Origin of the sequence: Streptomyces sp. NBC_01428, assembly GCF_036231965.1 — a bacterium.
Lineage (GTDB): Bacteria > Actinomycetota > Actinomycetes > Streptomycetales > Streptomycetaceae > Streptomyces.
Genome location: NZ_CP109499.1, coordinates 3,858,727 through 3,880,572, shown reverse-complemented (window position 1 = coordinate 3,880,572; position 21,846 = coordinate 3,858,727). Strand labels below are relative to the sequence as shown.

Here is a 21,846-nt window from a genome sequence, read left to right as displayed (position 1 = left end):
CCGGGCCCTAGAAGCCGCGCAGGACCGCCGCCTTCGTCCGGGCGAACTCCTCGTCCGTCAGGACGCCGTCGCGGTGCAGGTCGCCCAACTCCCGCAGGCGCCGCAGCAGTACGTCGTGGTGGTCGGAGCGCGGCGGCACGACCGCAGCCGCCCGAGGGGCGTCCGCGGCCTCGCCGGCGCGCGTCGAGGGATGCGGCAGCCGTGCCGTGACCGCCGCCGCGACCAGGGCCGTGAGCAGGTCGCGGCGGGTGCTGCCCCACAGGTGGAGGGCGTACGGGTCCTTCTCCGCCGGCAGTTTCGAGAACACCGCGTCCCGCGTCACGAAGCGCAGGAAACCGTCCTCGAAGCCGGAGTTGGGCAGCCACTCGACCTGCACCAGGTCGCCCGTCGCGATGATCCGCGGCCCCGTCGCCCGCTTGACCCGGTCCGAGGTGTCCGCCCAGTCGATCCGTACCTGCGTCCCGTCGAAGGACACGGTCCCGTCGCTGGACCGGACCGACACCGGGACGGGCGGCCCCGTGAGCAGATACGCCGTCGCCGGCTCCTTCGGGATCTGGTCCAGGAGCAGCGCGCGGCGGATCTCCTCGGCGACGTACGCGGCGACCCCGGAACGGTCCACGTCGACCGCCAGCCGGTAGGGGTCCGCCGCGTCCGGGAGCCGGCCCCCGGTCGCCTGGAGCAGCGGATCGGCGCCCTCGCGCAGCCGCAGTCTCAGCCGGCCGCGCCTGCGTTCGGGCTCGTGCGCGACACCCGCCACCGCCTCCAGCGGGACGGCGACCTCCCCGTACGTCTGCCGGAACAGCGGGACGCTGCGGTGCAGTCCCGGCGTGATCCGGACCGTGCTGCCGTCGAAGGCCCAGGTCCCGTCACGCTGGATGATCTCGGCCATGGGGAAATTCTCGCAGCCGGGTCAACACGGAGTCCCGCACTTCACCCGCGCTGACCCGACCTGACGAATGCGGCCGGTGCTCCGTACGGCACAATTCGCTGTCAATAAGGGGCAGTTGTGGGTCGGCTGTACGAGAGTTCTGGCGCGGGAAGGCGGCAGTGGACGTGGCGGTGCAGGAGGCGAGACACGGTGCGGGGCACGGTGCCGGGTCGGGTGCCGGATCGGGCACCGGACAGGGCGGCGGGCAGGGCGCGGGCCGGGGTGGTGGCCCGGGCGGCGGGCAGGACGGGACACGGGGCGGGGGAGCGGGCGTGCACGAGGGTGGCTGCACGTGCGGGGACTGTCCGCACGGGGCGCGTACGGGGCACCGGCGCGCGGTCGCCGAGTTCCTCGCCAAGCGCGACGCGTTGGCGTCCGGGCAGGGGCTGCCCGCCGGCGTCGCGCACTCCGCCTCCGCGTCCCGGCAGTGGGTGTCCGACGAACTCACCCAGTCCGCGGACCTCGTCGCCGAGCGCGGGCGCCTCGACGGCGAGGCCTGGCTGGGACGGCTGTGGCGCTACACCGCGTACACCGTCTGGGGCGCCACCGTCGCCCTCCTCCTCGTGCAGGCGCTCACCGCGATCGGGGCGGGCTGGACGGCGGCGCGGACCGCCGGGCTGGTCGCCGCGGTCGTCCTCGCCGGACTGCTGACGGGCGCGGCGTGGCTGCACCGGGCGCGGGGCGGTGCTCTCGCTCCGGTCATCGGTGAGGACAATCGTCTCTCCACCTCCCGTGCGGTCGCCGCCGGTTGGGTCCTGCTCACCGTGTACGCCGTGCTCGTGCTGGTGGGCCGGCTCGCCGCCGCCTCCGCGCACGGCCGGCGGGACGAACTCATCGCCGGGCTCGAACTCGCCCGCGGCGCCGGGATCGTGACCGTCGTCGCCGTGGTGTGCGGGGTCGCGGTGCTCGTGCGCAGGGTGGTGGGGCTGCGGGTGCTGGGGCAGCGGCTGCAGAAGGTGCGCGCGGACCGGCCGCGCGCGGCCGACCTGCTGACCGACGACTCCGGGCGCGGCAGTTTCGCCGACCTCCAGTACGTCGTGATCAGCGCGGTCGCACTCGTCTTCGCGGCGGTGCGGTTGGCGCGGCGGCCGTCGCAGCTGCCGGACCTTCCGTGGGGTCTCGCCGGGCTGGTGCTGGTGTCGGCGGCCACCTATCTCGCCGGGAAGTACGCCGAGGGCGGCCGGCCGGTGATCCTCTCCGTGGTCCGCGCCCGCGAGGCGGGCGACCTCGACGCGCCGATCCGCACCGGGGACGACATCGAGATCCGGGGGGCCGGCTTCGTCCCGCCGGGCGCGCAGGGCGCCGCGCGGCTGTCCCGGATGGTCGTACGGATCGGGCCGGTGCACGTCCACGTCCCGCTGATCCCGGTCCCCGGCGGCTTCAGCAACCCGACGGACGCGGTCCTGACCGTGCCGGTACCGGTGGATGTCGAGGCGGGCCGGGTCGAGGTCCAGGTGGTGACGGCGGCGGGCGTGGAGACGAATCGGTACGGCATCGATGTGACGGAGTAGGCGGAGCAGACCGGGGCCGCGGTTCGCCGCTCCGGCTGGGCTCCGGTGGGTGGGTGGGTCGGGGCCGTGCCGGTACATCCGCCCGTCGCCGCTGGATCAGACGTGGGTCGAGCAGCGGGAGCTGCTCGATCCGGACGTAAGCGACGGGCATCTGATGTACCGGCACGGCCCCTTCCGCCGTATGCCGGGTGCGGGAAATTCAGCCCCTCCGGCGTTTGAGGAGCGGGGTCCGGGGCGGAGCCCCAGGTTCGGGTCGGGTAGGGGCGGAGGGGGCGAGAGATGGGTGGTGGGGGTGGGCCCGGGTGTCCTGGAAGTCGGGGCAGGAAAAGGGGGCCGGTGTTGAGCGCGGAAGCGTGTTCGTACGTATGGTCTGTTGAGGGGTCAACAGAACCCGGGTGAGAGGCGGCGCAGAGCGATGACTCACGGTATGCGGTCGGACACGCACGACCCGTATCTGGAGGAGAGGCGAAGCTGGCGGGACACCGCAAGCCGCTACGCCCTGCTCCCCCTACGCATCTTCCTCGGCGTCACCTTCATCTACGCCGGCCTCGACAAACTCACCGACAGCACCTTCCTGAAGTCCTCCGGCTCGGGCTCGATCGGCGACATGATGCGCACGGTCCGCGACTCCTCCGCGATCCCGGCCCTCGTGGACCTCTCCCTGAAGAGCCCCGTCGGCTTCGGGTACGCCATCGCGTTCGGTGAACTGGCCGTCGGCATCGGCACCCTCATCGGCCTGCTGGCCCGCATCGCCGCGCTGGGCGGCGCCCTCATCTCGCTCAGCCTGTGGCTGACGGTGAGCTGGGCCTCGGACCCGTACTACTACGGAAACGACCTGATCTACCTGATGGCGTGGCTCCCCCTCGTCCTGGCGGGTGCTTCCGTCTTCTCGCTCGACGCGGCCCTACGGTCCCGGCGCAGGCAACGCGCCGGGTCCTACAACTAGGGCCGCCCGATCCGGGGCTGCGACCTGGACCGGATCACGACGAAGAACCCACGCCGCGCGGGCGCCTGTCCGCGCGGCGTCCGCGTACCGCGTGGGTCACGGAGGCCACCGCGCCCGCCAGGCACAGCCCGCCGACGACGACCGGGATCATCACGAACCACGGGGTCACCCACCAGCCGCCCGCGTCCCCGGCGAACGCGATGCCCGCGCCGGTGAGGGCGAGGCCCGCGACCAGCTTGCCCGGCTGGAACTCATGACGCGGCACGAGCCACCTCCGCCTGGCCCACGCCGACCTGGAGATCGAGGTCGAAGGTGCCGCCGTCCTTCACGACCGTCGCCGGAGGCAGGGTCAGCCGCTTGTGCTTGCCCGGTTGCACGTCCACGTCCTTCTCGTTGTCGCCCGGCAGTTGGATGTCCCCGACGCCCACCTCGATGGTGAGCCGTACCGTCGCGTCCTTGGGGACGATCACCTTCAGCCGGCCCGCGCCCACCTGCGCGTTCGTCTTCACCGTCTGCCCCTTGGCGAGGTCGACGTGGCTCAGGTCGAGGGTGCCGACGCCCGTGCCGAGGTCGTAGTCGGGCCGGACGTCGGCCGCCGACACGGGGATCCAGTCGGTCCGCACCCAGTGCGTGGTGATGTCCTTCGGCAGGGCGGCGGAGGCGGCCAGCAGGCCCGCCGTCACCACGGCCAGGAAGATCGACCCCGCGCCCGTACGCCCGAGGAAGGCACTCAGGGCGATGCCCAGGCCGAACACGACGAGCGCGGCGGCGAGGCCGGCCTGGAGGCTGGTGCCGAGTGCCTGGTCGTCCCAGGTCAGCCCGGTGCCGAGGCCGCCGGCCAGCAGGGCGAGGAGGAAGACCCGGCCGCCGATCCGGCGCGAGCCGCGCTGTCTCGGCTCGCGGCCCCGGTGCGGATCGGTCCGTGAGGTGCCGCGGGCGATGTTGAGCGCCGCCGCCACGTCCCGGTCCTGTGTCTCCCCGGGGCCCCACAGATAGCCGGTGCCGCCGACGTGCGAGCCGTCCTTGACGATCGGGTCGCGCCACCAGGACGGGTACGACGCGGGCACCGGAGGGGCCTGTGCCGCCGGCGGGGCGTCGGCGGCGGCCTGGGCGGCGAGCGGGTCGGGGTCCGGGGCGTCCCGGTGCCGCGACCAGTACCCGGCGCCCGCCAGCAGCAGCGAGAGGACCACGGCGAACGTCAGCACGCTGCCGTTGTTGAGCATCGAGAGGAAGACACCGCAGCCGACCAGCGCGAACAGCACGGCGGCCAGCGCCTGACCGTCGACGCGGCCGGTGAGCAGCTTGCGGACCTCGTTCTCCTCGTCGTCGTCGTACGGGACGAAGAGCCAGGCGAACCCGTAGAAGATGAGGCCGATGCCGCCGGTCGCGGAGAGCACCGCGAGCACGACCCGGAAGATCACCGGGTCCATGTCGCACTGCCGGCCGAGCCCGGCGCAGACCCCGCCGATCATCTTCTGGCGGCGGTCGCGCCGGAACCGGGCCGGGACGTCGGACACCGCGGTCGCACCGCCCCGTCCCGCCGTGCGGCCCTCCCCGGGAGCGCGCGGCTCATCACCTGGCCCGGAGCCGGGGCCCGGCTCCGCCGCCGCGTGCTGCTGATCTGTCATGCGTCCATGGTGACGGGCGGGAGGGCCCGGCGGCAGTCGGGACGACCCTGGCAGAACCCTGATATCCGGCCCGGAGGGCATGCGAGGGCATGCGAGGGCGTCCGAAGAGAGAGGCGGGAGCAATCGAGGGGAGGGGCGGGAGGAAGCGAGCGAGCGGAGGGGCGGGGGCGTTTTCGGGCGCCGGATCCGGAAGATCCGTGGGGCGATCCGGAAGATCAGGGGAGTATCCGGGGCCGACCCTGATGCCCGGGCCCGCCGGGCGTGTGACCATCGATGCCATGCCGGAAGCCGCAACCCTGCCCGTCGACGACCCGCGGCCCTCGCGCAAGCTCTACCGCAGCAGCGACGGACGCTGGCTCGGAGGCGTGGCGCGCGGGCTCGCCGGGCACCTCGGGCTGCCCGTGATCTGGCTGCGCCTGATGTTCGTCGGCCTGTTCATGGCGGACGGACTCGGCGCCCTGCTGTACGCGGCGTTCTGGTTCTTCGTGCCGCTCGGCGTCGGCGGCGTCGGCGCCGGCCGCACCCCGGCGTTCACCGCGGAGACCTCGCCGGACGGCCGCCGCAGGCTCGTGGCCCGCAAGCCCGACAAGGGTCAGATCGTCGCCCTGCTCCTCATGGTCGTCGTCGCCCTGGTCTTCGTCGGGAACGTGAATCTCGGCGGTGGCACCAAGGCGTACCTGTGGCCCACGGTCCTCGTCGGTGCCGGTGTCGCCCTGGTCTGGCGCCAGGCGGACAACGCGCGCCGGGCCCGCTGGGCCGAGGTCGGCCGCCGTCGCCGCACGCTCACGCTGCTGCGGTCCGCGGCCGGTGTCCTGCTGGTCACCGCCGGCGTGTCCGGGATATTCGTCCTCCAGGGCTCGGCAGCCCACCTCGGCTCGGTGCTCCAGGCCGCCCTCGCGGTCCTCGTCGGCATCGCGCTCCTCGCCGGCCCCTACCTCGTGCGCATGACCCAGGACCTCTCCGAGGAGCGCCTGATGCGCATCCGCGCGCAGGAGCGGGCCGAAGTCGCCGCCCACGTCCACGACTCGGTGCTGCACACCCTCACCCTGATCCAGCGCAACGCGGAGAGTCCCGGCGAGGTGCGCCGCCTCGCCCGTGCCCAGGAGCGCGACCTGCGGGCCTGGCTCTACAAACCGGAGGGGACGGGCAAGGACGAGGACGATGAGCCCGACACCCTCGCCGAGGCCGTCCGGCGCAACGCCGCGGAGGTCGAGGACAAGCACGGCGTCCCCATCGAGGTCGTCGTCGTCGGCGACTGCCCGCTCGACGAGGGCCTGACCGCACAGATGCAGGCCGCGCGGGAAGCGATGGTGAACGCGGCCAAGTACGGTGGCGACGGCGGCGCCGTACAGGTCTACGCCGAAGTCGAGGGAAGGACGGTCTTCGTGTCCGTCCGCGACCGCGGCCCGGGGTTCGACCTCGACGCGATACCCGCCGACCGCATGGGCGTCAGAGAATCGATCATCGGCCGCATGGAGCGCAACGGCGGCACGGCGCGACTGCGCGCGGTGCCGGACGGCGGCACCGAGGTCGAGCTGGAGATGGAGAGGGCGGAGAAGACGTCATGAGCGACGCGAACGAGCCTGTTGAGTCCGGCGGCACCGAGGACGGACGCCGGGTGCGTGTGGTCCTCGTCGACGACCACCGCATGTTCCGTACGGGCGTGCAGGCCGAGATCGGGGAGACCGAGCGGACCGGCGTCGAGGTGGTCGGAGAGGCCGCGGACGTCGACCAGGCGGTCACCGTCATCACCGCCACCCGCCCCGAGGTCGTCCTCCTGGACGTGCACCTTCCCGGGGGCGGCGGCGTCGAAGTGCTGCGCCGCTGCGCCCCGTTGATGGCCGACGCCGAACAGCCGGTCCGCTTCCTCGCGCTGTCCGTGTCGGACGCCGCGGAGGACGTCATCGGCGTGATCCGCGGCGGCGCCCGGGGCTACGTGACCAAGACGATCACCGGCACGGACCTCGTCGACTCCGTCTTCCGCGTCCAGGACGGCGACGCGGTCTTCTCCCCGCGCCTCGCCGGCTTCGTCCTCGACGCGTTCGCCTCCACCGACGCCCCGCCCGTCGACGAGGACATGGACCGCCTCACCCAGCGCGAGCGCGAGGTCCTGCGCCTCATCGCCCGGGGGTACGCGTACAAGGAGATCGCCAAGCAGCTGTTCATCTCCGTCAAGACGGTCGAGTCCCACGTCTCGGCGGTCCTGCGCAAGCTCCAGTTGTCCAACCGCCACGAACTGACCCGATGGGCCACGGCTCGACGGCTGGTGTGAGGCCGTCGGCCGGGCTCGGGGACCGGAGTCCCCGGGTCACACCACCCGCGTGGCCCCCGCGAACGGCATCTGGTCGATCGGGGCCAGGCGGACCGGCGCCGACGGGTTCGGGGCGTGGATCATCTGGCCGTCGCCCACGTAGATGCCGACGTGACTGATGCCCGAGTAGAAGAACACGAGGTCGCCGGGCTGGAGTTCGGAGCGGGAGACCCGTTGGCCCGCGTTGATCTGCGCGTACGTCGTCCGGGGCAGGGACACTCCGGCGGAGCGGTACGCGGCCTGGGTGAGGCCGGAGCAGTCGAAGGCGTTGGGGCCGGTGGCGCCCCACACGTAGGGGCTGCCCAGCTTCGCGTACGCGAAGGCGACGGCCTCCGCCGCACGTGAGGTGGGCGCCGCGGTCGTACCGGTCGAGCCGGAGGTACCCGCCTCGGCGGCGGTCGCCGGGGCGGGTCCGCGGGTCGAGGAGCGCGAGGCGCGCTGCTGTCCGCCCTCCGCGCCCTGCTCCGCGTAGTGCGTGCGCTCGGCGGGGCTGAGCCGGGCCAGCAGGCCGCGGGCCGCCTCCAGCTTCCCGGTGATCGTCTTCTTCTGGCGCTTCAGCTCGGCCTGGCGGGCCTTGAGCGAGGTCAGTTCGACATGGGCGGCGCCCCTCAACTGCTCGATCTCCCGCAGCTGTTTGCGCACGCCGGCGACGGCCGCCGACTGCCGGGTGCCGACCCGCTCGGCGAACGCGGCACCGTCCAGGTACCGGTCGGGGTCGTCGGACAGCGCGAGCTGCACGGCGGGGTCGATGCCGCCGCTGCGGTACTGCGCCGCCGCCATCGAACCGAGCGCCTCCCGAGCCGAGTTGAGCCGGTCCTCCTTGCGGGCCGCCTCGTCCCGCAGGGTCCGCAGGTGCTTCTCCGCCGTCTTGGCCTTCTCCTCGGCGCCGTTGTACTTCTCGGTGGCGACCTCCGCCTCCTTGTACAGCGTGTCGACCTTGGCCTTCACCTGGGCCGGCGAGAGCTGGGGGTCGGCGTGGCCGACCCCGTCGAAGGCGGTCGCCGTCGCCACCCCCGCGAGGGCGATGGTGACTGCTGTGCGGGCCGTGTTTCCACCGATAGAGCGCTGCCTGGTCCTGCGGTGCGCTGCCACGAGGGCCCACATCCTTCCGTACGACCGTCCCTGTCGGGCCGGTCAAGCGGTGACATGTCCGGCGGCGGCTCACACAGGGGGAGCGTGCCGCCGCCGGACCTTCTCGGCGGTGGTGTCCGGCCGGCCGCCCCTGGCCCGGGCGGGTTGGTGGAACGCCGGTCACCTGGGGGAGGACGCTAAACCTCTGCGTGCGGCGTCGGTGACACCATGTACGGAACTGTCGCCACTGGATCGCCCGGTGACCGAACGCGACCGGTATCCCCGCCCGGCCTCACCGACTTCACCCAGCACGCTGACCGAAGCGGCGAATCCCGGACGACCGGAGTGACTCCGGTGCTATGGCTGACGGCCGGTGCCCACGAGCCCGGGGAGGGCCCGGTGACCGGAGGGGCCGGGGCGAAGGGGCGGGGTGAAGGGCCGGGGCGAAGGGGTGGCCCGGTGGGAGGGCGCCCGAGGGTCCCCGATTAGGCTCCGGCCCCATGGACGTACTCATCCATCTCTTCGTCGGTCTGCACATCATCGGCATCGCCGCGCTCCTCGGCGGCTTCCTCACCCAGATGAAGGCGATGGGCCGCGGCACCGCCCGCTTCGTCCCGGCGATGCTGCACGGCGCGCTCACCATGCTCGTCACCGGTGTCGCCCTCGTCGGCCTCAACCAGGCCGACGACAACACGGTCAACACCGTCAAGATCGGCGTGAAGCTGGCCCTGCTGATCGTGATCCTCGGGCTCGTCTATGTGAAGCGGGACGACGAGAAGGTCGACAAGAACCTCTTCGGCCTGGTGGGCCTGCTCACCGTCGCGAACATCTTCATCGCGGTCCTCTGGACCTGACCGGCCTCATCCCGGGGCGCCGGGCGTGGCGCCCCGCGCCGTCGACCGCGCCGCCAGGACCGCGCCCGCGGCGACCGCCAGCCACGCCGCCACCGAGATCCACAGCAGGACCTCTCCGAGCCCCTTGAGCCAGGAGACGTCGAGGGCGGCCGAGACGGCGAGGGCGGCCACCGCCGTCATTCCCATCGGGAACACCGTCCCCCAGCGCTCCAGCGCGTAGCGCGGGCGCGGCCACACCACCTCCGCCACGAGCAGCAGGCAGAACCCGACGAGGGCCAGCGTCACCAGCACGGTGGTCGTCGCGCGCAGCGCACCCTGGTCGTCGTCGTTCCACAGGTACGGGTTCACGTGGTGCGCGGCGACGAGCGTGGCCCCCGCCAGCGCCGAGATGCCGAGCGCGCCGCCCGCGATCCAGTGGTCCCCGGCGCCCCGTGCCACCTCCCGCAGGTCGAACCGCGTGTACGCGATCACGTAGAGGATGAGCCCCAGCCAGAACAGCACCATCGCGGCATGCGCGAGCCAGTCCCAGCGCTCGGCCGACGCGACCGACGAGCCCAGCACCGACAGGCCCTGCGTGGCCACACAGACGAGGAACACCCCGCCCGCCGCGCGCCGCCGCCAGTGCCGTACGACGGCCACGAGCAGCACGGGCCAGAGCAGGGCCGCCAGTGCGAGGAGGGCCTCGGCGAGGGTCTGCCACCCCAGTGCCGAGAAGCGGATGCCCAGCACGGTCGTCGCCGCGACGGCGGTCAGCCCGGCCGGGGTGCCGGCCTCCCGGACCCACCGGGCCCGGTCCCGCACCAGCCGGACGGCGAAGTCGGCGGCGAGCGCCAGCCAGCCGACGGACGCGAGGGCCAGCGCGATCCGGGAAAGGGTCTCGTGGTCGGTCAGATACAGGCCCACCGAGAGGATGCCGGTGGCCATGACGGCGGCCCCGGCGGCGGGCGCCCGCCGCGCCCACCAGGCGGGGATCTGAGGACGGTCTGACGTATCCGGCATGTCGGGCATGCGCCCGATGCTAGGGACCGCGGGACCGGTTGCCGGTGGGGCACGCGTGCGTGGCGCCGATTCGGCCTCCCCGCGCGCGTGCCCGCGAGAGGTTCCTAGGCGGGGCGGACCACGCTGTGGATCGCCGAGGTGCCGTCGTAGTAGATCGACTCCTCGCGGACGTACGCTCCCGGCTTCGGCGCGTGGATCATCATGCCGTTGCCGATGTAGAGCCCGACGTGGCTGATGTCGTCGTAGAAGAAGACCAGGTCACCGGGCTTCGCGTCGGTGAGGGAGACCGTCGTGCCGGCGTTCACCTGGTCGTAGGTGACACGCGGCAGGGAGACACCGGCGGCCTTCCAGGCGGCCTGGGTCAGGCCCGAGCAGTCGTAGGAGTCCGGGCCGGTCGCGCCCCACACGTACGGCTTGCCGATCTGCGTGCGGGCGAAGGCGAGCGCCTTGCCGGCCTTCGTCGCGTACGAGGGGTCCGTGGCCGTCGAGCCGGACGAGCCGGTGGTGCCGCCCGACGACGACCCCTGCTCGGTGGCCTTCTCCTTGGCCGCCTTCTCCGCCGCGGCCTGCTGACGCGCCAGTTCCGCCGCCTTGGCCGCCGCCTGCTCCCGCTTCTTCTTCTCGATCGCCGCCAGCCGCGCCTTCTCCTCGGCGGTCAGCTTCGAGAGCAGGTCGCGGGCCGCGGAGAGCTTGCGCTGCACCGTCGCCTTGGACGTCTTGAGGGCGTTCTGCGAGGTGGTCAGCGACTGGAGGCTCTCGCTGGCCTCGGTGCGCTTCTTGGTGGTCGCCGCCTGCTCGGTGACGTAGTCGTCGACGGCCGCTTTCTGCCGGGTCGTCAGACGGCTCATCAACTGCGTCTGGTCGAAGTAGTCCTGCGGGTCGTCGGCGAGCAGCAGCGTCGCGGTGCCGGGCGTGGAGGCGCCCGTGCGGTACTGCGCGGCGGCGAACGAACCCAGCTCCTCGCGCGCGGAGTTGAGCTTCTCGGTGCGCTCGGCCACGTCGTCGAGGAGGGTGTCGACGCGCTTGCGCTGCTTGGTGGTCCTCTCCCGGGTGGCGTTGTACTTCTCGGTGGCCGTCTCGGCCTGGTGGTAGAGGTCGTTGACCTTCTTCTCGACCTCTTCGACGCTGGGCTTCGGCTCGGCCGAGGGCGCGGCGTTCGCCGTCTGGGAGAGCAGGGCCACGGAGGTGAGGGCGGCCGTCGCGAGGACGGGGGTCCGTATGCCAGCCATGCGCGAACCCGTAGGACGCGACTTGCGGTGCGACGCCAAGAGAGGCGACTCCTTCCGTCATCCGCCTACCGAGTTAGCTGTCGGGTTCGGGCGGGTGGTTCCGGAAGGATTGCCCTACGGTCCTGGCCCCTCGGGGCGGTCGGACCGATTCACCCCAGGTCGGTGGGTCCCCGGCTCCGGCCGCCTGGTGGGCGGGCCGAACTCGGCGGAGGCCGCTCGGCCCGGCGACGTTCGCCGGTTGCGGTCGGGCGGCCTTCCAGCACGCTAGCCAACTCGTGTGGCCCGTGTGAAGGTTGGAGTGCGATATGCCCGATACATTTTCGTGACCTTGGCCATGTGCGCCGTCGCGCACGCCCGATGTGCGTGGTGTGTGTCACTTTGCGGAGATGCCCCGAGGGTGGCTCCTCGCTGGACGGTGGTCGTGGTGGGGACCGGTCGTACCCACTCCGACGTGCGCGTACCGTCACGAGCCGGTCACGCGCACGAGTCACGGGTTCCCGTCGAGTTCTCGGGGTGGCCGCGGTGTGTCAGTGGGGCCGCCTAGACTCGGAGAGCGATGAGCAGCCTCTTTGACGACAGCTTCCTGGCGGACCTCAAGCCCTCCGCGGCCCACGAGGACGAGCACCCGCCGCCGCCCGAGGACGAGCACGCCGCGGAGCCGGTCGCGGACGACCTGTTCGGCGGCCGGTTCGACGTGCCGCCGAGCCGCGACGCGTACTACCGCGACGGCGCCCACCGGCCCGCCGTGGACCCCGCGGCCCTCCTCGACGGGCTGAACGAGAACCAGCGCGCGGCCGTGGTCCACTCCGGCTCCCCGCTGCTCATCGTGGCCGGCGCGGGCTCCGGCAAGACCCGCGTGCTCACCCACCGCATCGCCCACCTGCTCGGCGAGCGCCATGTGCACCCCGGCCAGATCCTCGCGATCACCTTCACGAACAAGGCCGCCGGCGAGATGAAGGAGCGGGTCGAGCAGCTCGTGGGCCCCCGGGCCAACGCGATGTGGGTGATGACCTTCCACAGCGCCTGCGTCCGCATCCTGCGCCGCGAGAGCAAGCAGCTCGGCTTCACCTCGTCCTTCTCGATCTACGATGCCGCCGACTCCAAGCGTCTGATGGCGCTCGTCTGCCGCGACCTCGATCTCGACCCGAAGCGCTTCCCGCCGAAGTCGTTCAGCGCCAAGATCTCGAACCTGAAGAACGAGCTGATCGACGAGGAGGACTTCGCCGCGCAGGCCACCGACGGTTTCGAGAAGACCCTCGCCCAGGCCTACGCGATGTACCAGTCGCGGCTCCGCGAGGCCAACGCGCTCGACTTCGACGACCTGATCATGACCACGGTCAACCTGCTCCGCGCCTTCCCGGACGTCGCCGAGCACTACCGCCGCCGCTTCCGGCACGTCCTGGTCGACGAGTACCAGGACACCAACCACGCGCAGTACGCCCTCGTGCGGGAGCTCGTCGGCACCTCCGAGCACCCCGTGGACGTCCCGCCCAGCGACGCCGACCTGCCGCCCGCCGAGCTGTGCGTCGTGGGTGACGCCGACCAGTCGATCTACGCCTTCCGCGGCGCGACCATCCGCAACATCCTCCAGTTCGAGGAGGACTACCCGAACGCGAAGACGATCCTCCTGGAGCAGAACTACCGCTCCACGCAGACGATCCTCACCGCCGCCAACGCGGTCATCGAGCGCAACGAGTCCCGCCGCCCCAAGAACCTGTGGACGAACGCGGGCGCGGGCTCGAACATCACGGGCTACGTCGCGGACACCGAGCACGACGAGGCGCAGTTCGTCGCCGACGAGATAGACCGTCTCACCGACGCGGGCGAGGCCAAGGCCGGCGACGTCGCGGTCTTCTACCGGACGAACGCCCAGTCCCGTGTCTTCGAAGAGGTCTTCATCCGCGTCGGCCTGCCCTACAAGGTCGTCGGCGGAGTCCGCTTCTACGAGCGCAAGGAGGTCCGGGACGTCCTCGCCTACCTGCGGGTGCTGTCCAACCCCGAGGACTCGGTCCCGCTGCGCCGCATCCTGAACGTGCCCAAGCGCGGCATCGGCGACCGCGCCGAGGCGATGATCGACGCCCTGTCGCAGCGCGAGAAGATCAGCTTCCCGCAGGCCCTGCGCCGCGTCGACGAGGCCTACGGCATGGCCGCCCGTTCGACGAACGCGGTCCGGCGGTTCAACACGCTGATGGAGGACCTCCGCACGATCGTCGAGTCCGGCGCGGGCCCGGCCACCATCCTGGAGGCCGTCCTCGAACGCACCGGTTACCTCGCCGAGTTGCAGGCGTCGACCGACCCGCAGGACGAGACCCGCATCGAGAACCTCCAGGAACTCGCCGCCGTGGCCCTGGAGTTCGAGCAGGAGACCGGCGAGGACGAGACCCCGGCCGGACTCGCCGCGTTCCTGGAGCGGGTCGCGCTCGTCGCCGACTCCGACCAGATCCCGGACGAGGAGGACGGCAACGGCGTCATCACCCTGATGACCCTGCACACCGCCAAGGGCCTCGAATTCCCCGTGGTGTTCCTGACCGGCATGGAGGACGGCGTCTTCCCGCACATGCGCGCCCTCGGGCAGGTCAAGGAACTGGAGGAGGAGCGCCGCCTGGCCTACGTCGGCATCACCCGCGCGCGGGAGCGGCTCTACCTCACCCGTTCCTCGATGCGCAGCGCGTGGGGACAGCCGTCGTACAACCCGCCCTCCCGCTTCCTGGAGGAGATCCCGGCGACGCATCTGGACTGGAAGCGCACCGGCGCGATCTCGTCCCAGCCCGCCGGTCCCGTCTCCGGTGTCGCGGCCTCCCTGTCGTCCACGCGCTCGCGGTCCGCGGCCTCGGGAGCGTCCGGGTTCGCCACCCGTCGCGGTGTGTCCGAGAAGCCGGTGGTCGCGCTCGCCGTCGGCGACCGCGTCACGCACGACCAGTTCGGCCTCGGCACGGTCGTCGGGGTGAACGGCACGGGAGCGAACGCGGAGGCGACGGTCGACTTCGGCGAGCCCAAGCCGAAGCGGCTCCTGCTGCGGTACGCGCCGGTGGAGAAGCTGTAGCCCGAGCGGCTCGACAGCCCAGTCCTACGGAGGGTCCGGATCTCGACGAGAGGTCCGGACCGCCTTCGACGGTGTGGGTTACGTGGGGTCCAGACCGTGGCTGCGCAGCCACGGGAGCGGGTCGATCGCCGAACCGCCGGCCGGGCGGACCTCGAAGTGCAGGTGCGGGCCGGTCGAGTTGCCGGAGTTCCCGGAGAAGGCGATCTGGTCACCGGCCTTCACAGTGGTACCGGAGGACACCTTGTAGGTGGAGAGGTGGCAGTACCACGTCTCCGTCCCGTCCTTCGCGGTCACGATCATCATGTTGCCGTACGCGCTGTTCCACTGCGTCCGGACGGTCCCGTCGGTCGCGGACATCACCGTCGTCCCGTACGAGACGGGGAAGTCGATCCCCGTGTGCACGGACATCCAGTTGATGCCGGCCTGGCCGAAGTAGGCGCTGAGGCCCTTCTGGGCCACGGGAAGGACGAACTTCGGACGCAGCCGCTCCTTGCGGGCCGCCTCCTCCGCCGCCTTCTTCTTCTCCAGGACCTGCTGCGCCTTCAGGTCGATGCGCTCCTGGGTGCGGCTCGCCCGGTCGGCGAAGTCGTCCGCGCCCGCGGACAGACTCTGCAACTGCGTGTCCAGCTTGTTGTTCGCGGTCGACGGCTTCACCGCGGTCGCGTCCGAGGCGCTGGCCGTCGTCTCCTTGGTGTCGTCGCCGCCGACACCGCCCACCGAGGCCGCCGCGATCCCCGCGACACCCATCACGCAGGCCGAGGGCACCGCGATGGTCAGCAGGGCGGAACGTTTCGCGGGACTGCGGCGCCGGGAACGGGAGGAGGTCCGCGACGCGGCGCGCGGCGCCGGCGTGATCTCCTCCATGTCGTCGAGCAGCGGGGTCTCCCGCTCGTCGCCGTAGGCCTCGTACGCCTCGAAGTCGTCCCGCGCGCCCCGCTCTTCGCGCTCCGGGTAGGAGCCGTCCGCGTCGGCGGAGTGGCCGGCCTCGTCGAACTCGCCCTCTTCGGAGCCGAGTTGACCGAAGGCGGCGGGCTGGAAGGTGGCGGTCGCCTGCTGGTCGAAGGGGACCGGGGCCGCCTGCTCGGGCTGCTGCTCGTAGATCTCGGTCCGCGGGTGGTCGTACGTCTCCGTCTGCGGGTGCTCGTACGGACCGTACGGGTCCTGGCCGCCGACGGTGTTCCACTGCGTCGCGTCGTACGCGCCGGTCTCCTGCGTCGCGGCGTTCCACTGCTGGGTGCCGTCGAGCTGCTGCCCGGGCTGGAGCCAGGCGCTCGCGTCCCACTGGCCCGAGGAGTCGGGGCCCGGGTGCTGCGCGGGGATTTCGGCGAGCTGCTGGTAACCGCCGGCCCAGGCCGTCGTGTCGTAGGCGCCGGTGTCGTACGCGGCCTGGTGCTGCGCCGCGTACGGGTCGCCGTTCATCGCCTGGTGGGCGCCCGTGTTCCACTGCGTGGCGTCGTACGAACCCGTGCCGCCGGCCTGGCCCGGCATGTCGCCGAAGAGCGGGTCGGTGGCGAAACTCGCGGTGGCGTAGGCGCCGGTGGTGTTCGCGTTCGCACCGGGATCGTAGGCGCCGACGGAGTGGTCGCCGTACGCGGTGAAGTCGCCGTACTGGGCTTCCTGACCGCCGTAGGGCGCGTAGAGCGCGGAGGCGGCATCGGAAGCCGGGGCCGGGGGAGTTGCTGTCCCCGACGGGTGACGGTCGTTCACCAACTTCTCTTTCGCCTCGACAACAGGGGCTGGCAGAGCAGTGCGGTGACTGTACCCGGCGGTATGCGGGCGCGACAATCTTCGGCAGGTTTCCCCTTCGCGGGAAACGGGCATTCGGCCGTGTTTCGGGGGAGGGCGGGCAAGGCTTTGGCCTGGCGTTCGATGAGTGTTCGAACTTTTGCTGTGAGGGGACGCGGTCAGGCGACCGTGAGACCGCCCCTGCGGGCCGCGGGACGGGCCGCCGGCGCCTCCGTGTCGAGTGCCTGCCGGATCCCGGTCGCGACGGCCGGGTGCACCGGGAGCGCGAGATGGCCGACCCCGCTCACCCGCACGTTCTGCGCGAGCAGGTCGGGATGCTCGACGCAGGCCGTCTCCAGCGGGTCCATCAGGTGGTCCAGATCGCTCCAGAAGCTGACGAACTGCGTACGGCAGCCGGGGGCGGGCCGGGACAGCTCCTCGATCACCGAGGAACCCGGGCGCATCTGGCGGACGATCGGGTGCGCGTTCATCAAGGGGGCGACCCGGGTGCCCGAGTGCGGGGTGCCGAGGGTGACGAGGGTGCGGATGTGGGTGTCGCCGCCGAGGCACTGCGCGTAGTACCGGGCGATCAGGCCTCCGAGGCTGTGGCCCACGATGTCCACCTGGTCGTGGCCCGTGCGCTCGCAGATCTCCTCGATGTGGCGGCCCAGCAGCTCCGCCGCGGTGCGGATGTCGCACGTCAGCGGCGAGTAGTTCAGCGACTCGATGTGCTGCCGTCCGTGCTGGGCGAGGTTGCGGCGCAGCAGGAGGAAGACCGAGCGGTTGTCGATGAAGCCGTGCAGCAGCACGACCGGGGGCTTGGCCTGCGTGGGCAGCTTGGTCGCGTCGTCGTCCGGGGAGGGGAGCGCCGGTACGACACGGCGTTCCGCGGTGATGCCGGAGGGGTAGAGAAGGAGGTGCCCGGCGAGGATCGCGAACTCCAGGGCCGTGGCCTTCAGCAGGGCCACCGAGATCCCGGCGAGTTTGGTCGGAAACAGACGCTGACAGAGGGGAAGAAAGGGCGATACCGTCCCAGGGACCTTCATGGCCGACCTCCCGTCGGCACGCGGCAGGACCGCTCTGTCCCCCGTGTGCCCTAGTGGAAAGCCGTGACACCGGTGCCGGCGGTGACCGACGGCGCTTACCCGGCGCTGTCGTGCCCTCGTCGATGTGCCTCATCACCGCGGAGTCCCGCTGACGACGCGGTGGCGGGGCCACCTGGTCGGCGGCTCTCCTGTGCGCCGGCTCCGGCGAGGCCCGTACGCCGCACTCCCGTGCGGCGCCAGTGCCGCGATGCGGAACCTGCGCGGCGAACTTGTCCCACTGTGTGATTTCCCCCTCGGTCTCCGCCGTGAAACTGCCGGTTACGGGATGCTGGCGATAACGTTCGTTCACTTCCGTGGTCGACTATGACGCGGAACGCTTGTGCCGCCTGGCGTGTCCGGTCCTTCGGAGCGATCCGGAAGGCCGGGTGTGGCGAGGGGCTGAACGTGCGATAGGTGTCAGTGGTCAGTAGGTGTCGACGGCGTCGGCAGTGACTGAATACTTACGCCAGGTGACGACTGGTAGCTTTCTGTAGTTGTTTCTGCAGTCGCCGGTCGGTCGTCGCCGTCGTTCCGTGTTCGTCGTTGTGCAGTCGTTGAGTCGGTGTTCTTGCTTCATGGAGGCAGTGATGGGTGTGGCAGCCGGACCGATCCGCGTGGTGGTGGCCAAGCCGGGGCTCGACGGTCACGACCGCGGGGCCAAGGTGATCGCGCGGGCGCTGCGCGACGCCGGTATGGAGGTCATCTACACCGGGCTCCACCAGACGCCCGAGCAGATCGTCGACACCGCGATCCAGGAGGACGCCGACGCGATCGGCCTGTCCATCCTCTCCGGTGCCCACAACACGCTCTTCGCGGCCGTCATCGAGCTCCTCAAGGAGCGCGAGGCGGAGGACATCAAGGTCTTCGGCGGCGGCATCATCCCCGAGGCGGACATCGCGCCCCTCAAGGAGAAGGGTGTCGCGGAGATCTTCACTCCGGGCGCGACGACCACGGCGATCGTCGACTGGGTCCGGGAGAACGTGAGGCAGCCCGCGGGCGCCTGAGCGTCGCGCGCGGCTGTTCCCTCGGGGGCGCCGGGACATCCCGGGGCCCCGATCTCCAGGGTCAGGCCCGACGGCGGCGCCGGATCGCCGGGTGCTCCGGGCCGCGCCGGGCCGGCGAGCGGTGTCTCCGCCCGTCCGTCGGCCGGCGGGATGCGCCCTCTGCTCCGCCCGTCCGTGCGGGTCGCCGGAGGCGTCACCCGGCTTCTGCCGGACGCGTCACCCCGCCTCTGTCGGAGGCGTCAGCTCGGTGGCCATGGCCGCTCTGAGGCGCAGGGTCGTCACCAGGCGCTGGAAGGCCTCGGACCAGTAGCCGCCGGCGCCCGGTGTCGCGTTCTCCGTCTCGTCCGGGACCGAGGTGAGACCGTGGAGACGCCCCGCCTCCGCCGGGTCCAGGCACCGCTCGGCCAGCCCCATCACGCCGCTGAAACTCCAGGGATAGCTGCCCGCGTCCCGTGCGATGTCGAGCGCGTCGACCACCGCTCCGCCGAGGTCCCCGGCCCAGGGAACCGCGCACACCCCGAGCAGCTGGAACGCCTCGGACAGCCCGTGCGTCCCGATGAACCCCGCCACCCACTCGGCCCGTTCGCCCGCGCCCAGCGTCGCGAGGAGTTTGGAGCGCTCGGCCAGCGACACGGCCCCCGGCCCACCTGCCTCCGGCGCGGAGGGCGACCCGAGCAGGGCCCGTGACCACGCGGGATCGCGCTGCCGGACCGCCGCCCGGCACCAGGCCGCGTGCAGCTCCTTCTGCCAGTCGTCCGCCACGGGCAGCGCGACCGTCTCCTCCGGCGAACGCCCGCCGAACCGCTCCTGCCAGGTCCCGAGCGGTGCCGCCTCGACCAACTGGCCCAGCCACCAGGACCGTTCACCCCGCCCCGCCGGAGGCTTCGGCACCACGCCGTCCCGCTCCATCCCGGCATCGCACTCGTGCGGCGCCTCGACCACGATCATGGGCGTGTCGCGCGTACGGTCGACGGCCACGCACGAGCCCGCCCGGGCCGCCATCCGCGCGGCGAGCGCGGAACCCGGCAGCGCGGAGAGCAGCTCCGCGGCCGTCGCCCGTACGTTGCGACTGCGGTCGGACAACGCCCGCTCCAGGAAGGGCTCGTCGTCGGCGCCCAGCCGGGACCGCAGGGAGTCGAGGAACATCAGCCGGTCCTCGGCCCGCTCCGTGGCCCACGTCGACACGAGCAACTCCCGCGCGGCGGCGGGATCCTCGGCCCGTACCGCCGCCAACAGGGCGACCCGCTCGGCGAACAGCCCCTCCTGCCACAACTGCTGGACCCGCTCGCTCTCCTCCGGTCCCGGCAGCGAGGCGCCGCCGCCCGGAGCGGAACGCAGCGCGAACCGCCACTCCGGGTTCAGCCGCGCCAGCCAAAGCGCCCGCGGCCCGGCGAACGCCAGCGCCGCGGGCCGCAGGTCCGTACGTCCCCGGGCGGCGTCGAGCAGCGCGGGAAGCGTCTGCGGTGGTGCGGCGAAGCCATGGGCGTTCGCCGAGGCCAGCCACTGCGGCAGCAGCTCCATGAGGTCCGGGGCCGCTCCTCTGCGGCCGCCGCCTCCCGTGCCGGGCCGGTCCGCGAGAAGCATCGCCAGTCTGCGGGCGGCGGCGGGCGGCAGCGCGGTCCGCGGATCCGGCGCGGCGGGCTCCGGGCGGGCCGCCGCCCGCGCCGGCCGCAGTCCGGCCCGGCGCCGCACGGTCTCCACCGCGGCCGCGTCCAGCAGGGCCACCGGAGGTTCCTGTCCCGGATCCCGCAGCGGCGGTGTGCGGCGCTCGGTCCCCAGGAGCGCCACGGTGACGAGATCCTCCCAGGAACCGCCGACAGGGGTGTCCGGCGAAGACGACGTCGTGTTCATGAGCGTCCTTTCCTTGTCGAGGAGATCGGCGGAGTCCTTGCGGCCGTCGGCGCCGACAGTCCCGGAGCCGAGCAGTGACCGGAGACCCGGTGCCGGGAGCGGCGACCGTCCTGCTGCCGGGGCCCGGTGAGCGTCCCGGAGGCGGGTGGAGCGGGCCGAGGCGGGCGGCCGTGGTCCGGCGTGGCCGGAACGGTGCGCCGGGTGCCGGCCGTCAGCACAGCGGCACCGCCTCGCCCCCGTCCTCCGGCCACGCCGTCAGGGGAGTGAAGCCACGGTGGCCGCACTCGCCGAAGACCGTCACCGGGGCTCCGCCGGAGAGGGCGACCAGACGCCACAGGTCGGGACGCGACCGCGCGGCGGGAGTGATGGGCAGAGCGAACTCTCCGTCCGCGTCCGCCAGTTGCCAGGAGTCGCCGTCGGGTGTCGGGACGACCCCGCCCAGGGTGACCGGGCACGAGTCCAGCCAGGGGTCGGTGCGCAGCGCCTCTCCGTAGCGAGCTGCAGCCTCCGAGGTGGTCAGGCCCTTCGGGCGTATCGCCGCGGGTGCGGGGGGCGAGAACCGCTCACCCAGTGCCGCCCGCACCTGTCCGGCGCCCGGGTAGGAGGACACCTCGGCCTCGAAGGCCAGCCCCACGGGAAGCGCCGGCTCGGGTGCCCGGCCGGCCGCTCCATAAGAGAGGAGAAGCGCGGTGCGCCCCGACGCGGCACCGTGCAGCCAGATCCTGCGGGTCGTGAGCTTGGCGTCCGCCGTGTCGTACTGCGCGAGGACCAGCCAGTGGTCGCGCACCGGCGGACCGTCGGCCGAGCCGGACAGCCCGACGCGCGAACGCACCGTCGCCGCGAGGCCGTCCGGCAGTTCCTCACGGCGCAGCCAGCCCTGGTCGAGGAGGTGGAGCAGCGCGCACTCCTCCAGCAGACGCACCGGCCAGCCAGGACCCGAGGACGGGATCGCGCCCAACTCCCGCACCCGGGCGGCCAGCCCGGGTGCCTGCGCGTCCACCATCCGCGCCGCCGTCTCCTCCCACATCCCGTACCCCGAGCGCTCCGTCGCGGCGAGACCGCCGCGCAGCAGGTCGGCCAGCCGCTGCTCCAACTCCGCCGCACCCGCGCTGATCCGCTCGGCCCGGCGCTCCGCCCTGCGCCGCGCGGCCTCGGGATCAGCGGAGGCGGACGCTCCAGATCCCCCGCCCGCCGTCCTCCTGTCCTCCGCGCGCTTGCGCCGCCCCGCCATCCACTCCTCGGCCCAGCCCGGTGCCTCCCCCGACGGCACCGCGCCGTCCGCACCCGACCAGAGCAGCAGCAGCCCGAGCGCGTGCTTGCACGGGAACTTCCGGCTCGGGCAACTGCACTTGTACGCGGGCCCGGCGGAGTCCGCGATGTCCACGACCGTCTGATACGGCTTGCTGCCGCTTCCCCTGCACAGTCCCCATACCGCCCCCTCGTCAGAACTGCCCGCCTCGGACCACGGGCCGGCCGCGCCGAGCTTGCTCCCCGCCTTGCGTGACGCGACGTCAGGCGCCAGTGCCAGCACCTGATCCGCCGTCCAGCGCACCGCCTGCTGTGTCATGCCTCCGAAGGTAGATCCCGCCACTGACAATCGGCCGCGGCGAGCACATGTGCGCAGGTCAGAGACGATTGTCAGTGGCGTGGTGCACGGTGGA

Annotated in this window: 17 protein-coding genes and 1 riboswitch; of the genes, 7 read left to right on the top strand and 10 right to left on the bottom strand. The window is 72.4% G+C overall.

The window, feature by feature from the left end; all coding sequences use genetic code 11:
- Positions 1–7 precede the first annotated feature (7 nt).
- The gene (locus tag OG406_RS16715) at positions 8–889 is read right to left on the bottom strand and encodes a DUF4429 domain-containing protein (RefSeq protein ID WP_329186438.1); all 882 of its coding nucleotides are present in this window, start codon (positions 887–889) and stop codon (positions 8–10) included.
- 311 nt (positions 890–1,200) lie between these two features.
- On the opposite strand from OG406_RS16715, the gene OG406_RS16710 reads away from it, so the two are divergent.
- Complete coding sequence (locus OG406_RS16710; RefSeq protein ID WP_329186437.1) at positions 1,201–2,439, top strand: hypothetical protein; 1,239 nt, start codon at positions 1,201–1,203, stop codon at positions 2,437–2,439.
- A gap of 415 nt (positions 2,440–2,854) precedes the next feature.
- Positions 2,855–3,385, top strand: coding sequence for a DoxX family protein (locus OG406_RS16705; protein ID WP_164373294.1), 531 nt, complete (start codon positions 2,855–2,857; stop codon positions 3,383–3,385).
- Between the two features lie 34 nt (positions 3,386–3,419).
- On the opposite strand, the gene OG406_RS16700 is transcribed toward OG406_RS16705, so the two are convergent.
- Together OG406_RS16700 and OG406_RS16695 are read right to left on the bottom strand one after the other, a co-directional pair.
- Positions 3,420–3,650, bottom strand: a complete 231-nt coding sequence (locus OG406_RS16700) for a hypothetical protein (protein WP_164373292.1) — start codon at positions 3,648–3,650, stop codon at positions 3,420–3,422.
- The gene (locus tag OG406_RS16695) at positions 3,637–5,013 is read right to left on the bottom strand and encodes a PspC domain-containing protein (protein ID WP_327409112.1); all 1,377 of its coding nucleotides are present in this window, start codon (positions 5,011–5,013) and stop codon (positions 3,637–3,639) included. Before OG406_RS16695 ends, OG406_RS16700 begins: the two co-directional genes overlap by 14 nt.
- 278 nt (positions 5,014–5,291) lie before the next feature.
- Between OG406_RS16695 and OG406_RS16690 the strand changes: the two genes are divergently transcribed.
- Together OG406_RS16690 and OG406_RS16685 are read left to right on the top strand one after the other, a co-directional pair.
- A complete protein-coding gene (locus OG406_RS16690; protein ID WP_164373290.1) occupies positions 5,292–6,581 on the top strand; it encodes an ATP-binding protein in 1,290 nt (429 codons plus the stop codon).
- Entirely contained in the window at positions 6,578–7,285 is a 708-nt protein-coding gene (locus OG406_RS16685; RefSeq protein ID WP_164373289.1) for a LuxR C-terminal-related transcriptional regulator, read from the top strand. Before OG406_RS16690 ends, OG406_RS16685 begins: the two co-directional genes overlap by 4 nt.
- 36 nt (positions 7,286–7,321) lie before the next feature.
- On the opposite strand, the gene OG406_RS16680 is transcribed toward OG406_RS16685, so the two are convergent.
- On the bottom strand, positions 7,322–8,416 hold the full coding sequence (locus tag OG406_RS16680) for a C40 family peptidase (protein ID WP_329186433.1): 1,095 nt from the start codon (positions 8,414–8,416) through the stop codon (positions 7,322–7,324).
- A gap of 479 nt (positions 8,417–8,895) precedes the next feature.
- Between OG406_RS16680 and OG406_RS16675 the strand changes: the two genes are divergently transcribed.
- The gene (locus OG406_RS16675; RefSeq protein WP_267048328.1) at positions 8,896–9,249 is read left to right on the top strand and encodes a hypothetical protein; all 354 of its coding nucleotides are present in this window, start codon (positions 8,896–8,898) and stop codon (positions 9,247–9,249) included.
- 6 nt (positions 9,250–9,255) lie between these two features.
- Here the strand turns inward: OG406_RS16675 and OG406_RS16670 are convergent, their stop codons facing one another.
- Both OG406_RS16670 and OG406_RS16665 read right to left on the bottom strand, forming a co-directional pair.
- Positions 9,256–10,248, bottom strand: coding sequence for a tellurite resistance/C4-dicarboxylate transporter family protein (locus OG406_RS16670; RefSeq protein WP_329190839.1), 993 nt, complete (start codon positions 10,246–10,248; stop codon positions 9,256–9,258).
- A gap of 104 nt (positions 10,249–10,352) precedes the next feature.
- On the bottom strand, positions 10,353–11,516 hold the full coding sequence (locus OG406_RS16665) for a C40 family peptidase (RefSeq protein ID WP_329186431.1): 1,164 nt from the start codon (positions 11,514–11,516) through the stop codon (positions 10,353–10,355).
- A gap of 8 nt (positions 11,517–11,524) precedes the next feature.
- Positions 11,525–11,695: riboswitch (cyclic di-AMP (ydaO/yuaA leader) on the bottom strand.
- A 338-nt stretch (positions 11,696–12,033) separates the two neighbouring features.
- On the opposite strand from OG406_RS16665, the gene pcrA reads away from it, so the two are divergent.
- Positions 12,034–14,520, top strand: coding sequence for a DNA helicase PcrA (gene pcrA / locus OG406_RS16660; protein WP_266847387.1), 2,487 nt, complete (start codon positions 12,034–12,036; stop codon positions 14,518–14,520).
- 78 nt (positions 14,521–14,598) lie between these two features.
- Here the strand turns inward: pcrA and OG406_RS16655 are convergent, their stop codons facing one another.
- Entirely contained in the window at positions 14,599–16,341 is a 1,743-nt protein-coding gene (locus OG406_RS16655) for a M23 family metallopeptidase (RefSeq protein WP_329186428.1), read from the bottom strand.
- A gap of 83 nt (positions 16,342–16,424) precedes the next feature.
- On the bottom strand, positions 16,425–17,291 hold the full coding sequence (locus OG406_RS16650; RefSeq protein WP_164373282.1) for an esterase/lipase family protein: 867 nt from the start codon (positions 17,289–17,291) through the stop codon (positions 16,425–16,427).
- 626 nt (positions 17,292–17,917) lie between these two features.
- Between OG406_RS16650 and OG406_RS16645 the strand changes: the two genes are divergently transcribed.
- Positions 17,918–18,334 (top strand): cobalamin B12-binding domain-containing protein, encoded by a 417-nt coding sequence (locus OG406_RS16645; RefSeq protein WP_081218962.1) that lies wholly within the window; start codon positions 17,918–17,920, stop codon positions 18,332–18,334.
- A gap of 216 nt (positions 18,335–18,550) precedes the next feature.
- Here OG406_RS16645 and OG406_RS16640 read toward each other — a convergent pair whose 3' ends face one another.
- Together OG406_RS16640 and OG406_RS16635 are read right to left on the bottom strand one after the other, a co-directional pair.
- Entirely contained in the window at positions 18,551–20,185 is a 1,635-nt protein-coding gene (locus tag OG406_RS16640; protein ID WP_329186425.1) for a DUF5691 domain-containing protein, read from the bottom strand.
- 211 nt (positions 20,186–20,396) lie between these two features.
- Positions 20,397–21,752, bottom strand: a complete 1,356-nt coding sequence (locus tag OG406_RS16635) for an SWIM zinc finger family protein (RefSeq protein WP_329186424.1) — start codon at positions 21,750–21,752, stop codon at positions 20,397–20,399.
- Between the last annotated feature and the right edge of the window lie 94 nt (positions 21,753–21,846).